At 68.4% G+C, this 5,613-nt stretch carries 6 protein-coding genes; 1 reads left to right on the forward strand and 5 read right to left on the reverse strand.

Features of this window, described 5'->3' with window-relative positions; all coding sequences use genetic code 11:
• Positions 1 to 143: 143 nt before the first annotated feature.
• From AQI95_RS43930 to AQI95_RS43945, 4 genes are all read right to left on the reverse strand, one after another.
• Positions 144 to 1,883, reverse strand: coding sequence for a trypsin-like serine peptidase (locus AQI95_RS43930; protein WP_244189125.1), 1,740 nt, complete (start codon positions 1,881 to 1,883; stop codon positions 144 to 146).
• 391 nt (positions 1,884 to 2,274) lie between these two features.
• Complete coding sequence (locus AQI95_RS43940) at positions 2,275 to 3,174, reverse strand: hypothetical protein (RefSeq protein ID WP_244189126.1); 900 nt, start codon at positions 3,172 to 3,174, stop codon at positions 2,275 to 2,277.
• 256 nt (positions 3,175 to 3,430) lie between these two features.
• Positions 3,431 to 3,913: a hypothetical protein gene (locus AQI95_RS47790; protein WP_159056774.1), complete on the reverse strand. Its 483-nt coding sequence runs from the start codon at positions 3,911 to 3,913 to the stop codon at positions 3,431 to 3,433.
• Positions 3,914 to 3,928: 15 nt separating this feature from the next.
• Positions 3,929 to 4,174, reverse strand: a complete 246-nt coding sequence (locus tag AQI95_RS43945) for a hypothetical protein (protein WP_067137095.1) — start codon at positions 4,172 to 4,174, stop codon at positions 3,929 to 3,931.
• 390 nt (positions 4,175 to 4,564) lie between these two features.
• Between AQI95_RS43945 and AQI95_RS43950 the strand changes: the two genes are divergently transcribed.
• Complete coding sequence (locus AQI95_RS43950; protein WP_067137097.1) at positions 4,565 to 5,182, forward strand: hypothetical protein; 618 nt, start codon at positions 4,565 to 4,567, stop codon at positions 5,180 to 5,182.
• 245 nt (positions 5,183 to 5,427) lie between these two features.
• On the opposite strand, the gene AQI95_RS47795 is transcribed toward AQI95_RS43950, so the two are convergent.
• Positions 5,428 to 5,613: hypothetical protein (locus AQI95_RS47795; protein ID WP_159056775.1), on the reverse strand; the 186-nt coding region annotated here is incomplete at its 5' end.

Genomic DNA, 5,613 nt, shown 5'->3' on the forward strand with positions numbered 1-5,613 from the left:
GTGGAGCAGTTGTCCGCGATCGGGATGCGCTGGTCGTAGCGGTGTACGGACGGGCGGCGGGGGTGGGCCTGCAGGGGATCCGGGTGGCGCGGTGGGTTCGGTCACCCGGATCCGCCTGCGCTGTGGGGCAGGTTGTGGGGCGGTTACTTCGGGGCGACGAGCATGTGTTCGGTGCCGAAGGTGGCGCCGGTGTGTGTGTACATGGTGGTCTCGCCGTCGGACCAGCGGACGAGCAGGTCGTCCGGCCAGCCGTTGGAGTCGTAGCTGCCCGCCGTCATCACCGAGTCGTGGGACCAGATGCTGCCGGCCGGAGCCATCTGGACCTCCTTGCCGACGCCGCCGGGGCCGGTCTCCTGGAACTGGGAGACGTGTCCGTCGGACCAGCGCACCAGGGTGTCCCAATTGTTGCCGCCGGTGAAGTCACCCGCGGTCACCAGAGTGGCGTCCTTCCAGGCGCTCTTCGGCTTCTCCAGCTGGTGTTCGGTGCCGAAACCCTTGTCGCCGACCGCGGTGTAGTCGGTTACTTCGCCGTCACTCCAGCGCACCAGCAGGTCGCTGACGTACTTCGCGGTGCCGAAGCTGCCCCCGGTGATCTGATCGGCATGGCTCCAGATGGAACCGGCGTCGGCCAGTTTGAACCCGCCGTCCACGCCCTTGGTGCCGACGTCGGGGAAGAGCCTGACCTCGCCGGAGTCGAACACCACCAGCAGGTCCGAGCCGTTGCCGCCGGAGAAGTCGCCACCGGTGAGGGACTTGGCGTTCTGGAAGATGCCGTGGGGCGCGGCCAGCCGGCGCTCGCCGGTGAAGCCGCCGTTGCCGTCGCCGGTGTACTCGCCCGAGGCCAGCAGCTTGGCATGGGACCAGGTCTCACCGCCGCCCATGGAGTACGGCAGCGGCGGCTGGTCGTAGGTGCTGTCGTGCTGGGGGACCTGGTTGTTCTTCGCCTCGTCGTACAGGCGGAAGAACCAGTCGCCGTGCATGGGGCTGTAGGTGAGCCAGTCGTCGTCGGCGTCGTCGCCGCCGCCGTAGTACCCGCCGACGTTGCCGATGATCTCCCCGGTGCCCCTCGCCCAGTCCACCTGGGAGAACCAGGGACCGCCGGAGACACCGCCCCACATGCCACGGCACTTGGCCTGAACCTGGTAGAAGCCCGGCAGCGCCTCCGTCTGCGTGGGGCACCGCACCGGATGGTCCTCGGGGTCGTGGCTGGAGGGGTAGCCGACCATCGTGACCTTGTTCAGGTAACCGGGAGTCCGCACCAGCGAGTTCGCGCCCACCACGTCCTGCGCCTGCTTGCCGCTCTTCGCAGGCTCGAGCCGGCCGAAAGAGAAGTCCAGGTCGGAGATGGGCTTCTTGGTGTTGTGCACGTACCGGTTGTCCGTGAAGAACTTGGCGACCCGGTAGAAGCCGAAGGTCTGCTTGTCCAGCGTCTGCTCGGCGGCGTACATGGGGACGAAGACGGCCTTGCCCCCGTCGCAGTGCCCCGCGGTCAGGATCAGATTGTGCCCGGGGCTCTCCACCACGCTGGCGGTGCAATGGTGCGCGTGCATCCGCTGGGTGGTCGGGTCCGTGTCGTAAGTGAAGATCGTCCCGACGGACGGCAGGCCGAGGATGTGCTCCGCAGTCGGCATGTCGGCCGCCACGCCGGGATCGGCCGGAGCCGCCCGCCGCAACCGGGCCTTGGCACTCGGGTCCGCCTGCTGCGCGGGCCGCGCCGGGTCGGTGGCCGAGGCCATGCGTTCAGGCGTCCAGAAGCGGATGGCGTCCTCGTCCGAAAAGTCGTCGTCGCCGGTCTCGGTCGCGGCGGATCCGCTCGCGCTCGCCGAGGGTGAGGCCGAGGGCTCCCCGGTGCCGGTCCCGGTCGAGGGGCTGGCAGAGGCCAAGGGCGCAGGTTCACCGGACGGTGCGGCTGACGTTCCAGCGGACGGTCCGGCGGACGGCACCGTCGCCGGGGACAGGTGGGGCGCCGGTGTGGCGTCCTGAACCTTGGCCTGCGCCTGGGCGAGGCTTCCCCCTCCGGTCAGGAGCAGGGCAGTTCCGGCCGCGAGGACCACGAGGCGCGATATTCGTCTGTGTGAGGTTGGCAAGGAATGCTTTCTGAGTCATGGACGAACTCCCTCCGGACCGAAAGCGGCCGGAGGGAGCGAAGGAAAGATGAAGGAAGAACCGAGAAAGGCGGGGAAGGCGGGGAAGGCGGGGGGCACAGTTCGGCGCGCGCCCACCGGTGCCCGCTCGACCCGCCCGGGGGACGGTCCGCGGCCGCCGACTCCACCGCTACGCGGAGGGCGCAGCCTTCCGTGAGCGGCGGCGCCGCACCGCGAACGCGCCGCCGGAGGCGAGGGCCAGCCCCGCGGCCGCGACGCCACCGGTGACCGCCCAGGACGGGCCGCCGCCGTCCGCGACGGGCTGGCCGGCGATCGTGACGTGCTGCTTCGTGGTCTGCTGCCCATGGTGGCTGACCACGGTCACGGTGTAGCGGCCGTTGGGTACGTCGCCTCGCAGTTCTCCGTGGCCCGCGTAGACCGTGCCGGGGTCGTCGCATTTGCAGCCGGGGTTGTCCGGGCTGTCCGTCTTGATGGTCAACGGGCCCTTGAAGATGGGCGACGTGACGGTGAGGGGGTCCTCCCCTGGTGCGGCCCGCAGGTCGGTGAGGACCACCCGGACGTCACTGCCCGGGCGGAGGGAGGCGGGTGTGCCGCTGCCGGGGGACGCATTCCTGGGACCGATGACGAACCGGTAGATCTGCGCAGTGTTCTCGGCCAGGACCTTGAGTTGTGCGGTGGCGACGGTACGACCGTGGCTCGTCGCGGTGACCGGATAGGTGCCCGCGCGCAGGCCCGAGCGGACGCGGTGGTCTGTTCCTGGCGCGTCCACCTGGACCGACTGCGTCGACCCCTTCTTCAGGGGAGTCAGGGTGATCGGCTCCTGCAGGGCCGGGGAGGTGACCTCAGCCTTGTCCCATCCCGGTGGCATTCCGTCCAGGCTGAACGAGATGTCGTCACCCGCCTCCAGGGCGAGGTTCTGAGCCACGTGGTACTCCAGGCGGACCGCCGGAGACGGGCTGCCGCCCGGAGCCGGGCTCGCGCCCTCGGCGGCCGACACCCCCGCCGCCCCTCCCAGCAAGGGCACCACGGCAAGACCGGCGACACCCACGGTCCGAACTGCATTGCGCAACAACGATCCCCCTTCGACACAGGACGGTTGAGCCGGAAAAGCCACATCGATCCGCCCTCCAGGAGGAGGGCAAAGACGCGCATGAGGTTGCGAAAGACGTTCACGATGCACGGCTCCCACCGAGGACGAACAGCCCCCATGCGCCGCACTCACTCCGACAGGTACGCGCTGAACTACGCCGCCGCCAAAGCGCGGTCGCCGGGGGCCCAGCAGGTCACGGGGTCCGTCAGCAGCTGACCATCACGCAAGATCGAAGTCAGCTCCCAGGTGGTTGGGTCACGACGATCCGCCAGATCACCGAATCGTCAGCCGAGAACTTCCACACGAGTTCGTGGACATTGGCGTGCGGGATCTTGGCGCTAAATGCGCCGGTCCCGTCACCGCACTGAGATCCGGCAAGGGTATGCCCGGCGGCAGTGATGTCGAACTTGGAAGGGCCGGCACATGTCCACATCACCGTGACAGATGAGGCTTTCCCCGCTGACGCGGGAAGCGTGAAAGCACGCGTACCGTGACCCGATCCCGTGTACAGCGTCCTCGACCCGACAGGAAGCGGAGACTGGACCGGACTGGGAAGGCGGTCCGGTTTCGTCGGGGTCTGCACCGGAGAGGCTGTCGCGCCGGTCCCCGTCGTCGCTTTCGCCGGAGGCGTCGTCGCATGGGTCGCGGTCGCGCCACCGGAACAGGCGGACACAAGCACCAGGGCCGACAGGCCGACGGCCGGCAGGAAAGGCTTCATCAGATCGTCCTCAACTCACGAGTGGGCGATGTAGGGCGAGAGCGCCGGGAGCTTGGCGGTCCCGTGGTTGGAGACGATCCACTTGCAGCCACCGTTCGTGGAACCCCGTTCCCAATTGAAGGAGTACCCCATCGAGCCGAGTGCGAGCCATCCATGCCTCTGGTTCGCGGGAACCACCCACGACCCGCCGAGAGTGACGGTGGTGGTCTTGGCATAGGAGATCGAGCCGGACCTGGAGAAGCGGCGGGGCCAGCTCGCCACCCCGCACCAGGTCGACTACATCCTCTCCCTCCTGGCCCGCCGCCGTGCCTCCGGCGAGGACGGAGGCTTATTCTCCGGCCTCACCAGCCGAGCCTCCATCGAAGAGCTCTCCCGCGCAGGGGCATCCGCCTACATCGACTCCTTGAAGGGCACCTACTGATGGACGCCGGCCAGCGCAGCATCCCGTGCCTGCTGCCCCGTGACATGCCCCAGCAAGTCTGGGACCTGCTGGAATCTCTGCTCGGCAGCGGGATCCCCCTCCCGCACCGACCGGAGAACGCTCTGGTATGCACGGACTCCGAGCGCCGGACCTTCCGCGTCGACGTCGAATCGTAAGGGGTCAGGCTGCAGGCCCTCTGGGACGTCGTCGACGTCGAATACACCAACGGCGTGAACATCGGCGACTGGCACTCTGTCTGGGTCTCGGGCAAGCACTTCGGCTTCGTCCCTGACACATGGGCCCGGGCCATCAACGTCATGACCTCCCCCGGCTGGATGCACCCGGAGGTCGTCAAGGACACCGACGAACTGCTCCGCTGGGAGAGCCAGGACTTCGGCCACACCTGGCAACTGCCCGCCGAACCTTCGACCGGTACCACGCTGCACCAGGAGATCCAGGCGTACGTACGCAGCAGCCACATGGACGGGCGCCTGGTCGTCGGCCCCATCGACATCAGGATCCTCCCCGGCTGGCTGTGGGACGACGCCCCCAGACCCGGCTGGAGCGTGCGCTACACGCCCGTCGGAGACACCCTGACCGACACCCCCGGCACCGTCGACAAGGAGTCGTGGACGGCTGAGCAAGCCGCCGCACACCTGGGGTACTCCGGTACCAATCCTGCAGCCTCAGCCCGCAAAGCCATGTCCCGACTCAGCGTCCCGGCCATCCACAAACCAGGTCCGACGGGTCGGCCGCGAGCGTTGTACCCAGCCACTGCGGTCCGAGCCGCAGCAGCAACGCGCCCTGGACAGGACGCCCGCACCGACCGCGCGAAACCAACCTCATGAAATGGGACACCTAGCTCGGACGGCAGCCGCATGTGTTCGCGGGCCCCACGAGGCCAGCGGCCCCCGTCCACGCCCGGGTGAGCACCACGGGCTGCACAGTAGGGCCCAGTGACTGCCGCTCTTCTCGCGGTCACCGGGCCCGTAGTGTTCCGAGTCAGCGCAAGATGGTCGCGCGGCTCGAGCGGCTGACGCGAGCGTCCAGGACGCTTGGCCGCGAGGCAGCGTCAGCCAGCGGCTGCCTCATCCTAGGCGGCGGCAGGACAGTTGTGGTCTGTGCGCCAGTTGTAGCCGTTGCCGTTGACGAAGATTCGCAGGCACAGGGTGGCATCTCCCGTACCGTACACGTTGTAGGTGAAGCGCACCGCTCCGCGGCCTTCCCAATACGCGTTATAGGTGGTGGAGGTGTTGCTCTGGTCGTAGCTATAAGAGGG

The sequence above is a fragment of the Streptomyces yokosukanensis genome (assembly GCF_001514035.1).
Taxonomy (GTDB): domain Bacteria; phylum Actinomycetota; class Actinomycetes; order Streptomycetales; family Streptomycetaceae; genus Streptomyces; species Streptomyces yokosukanensis.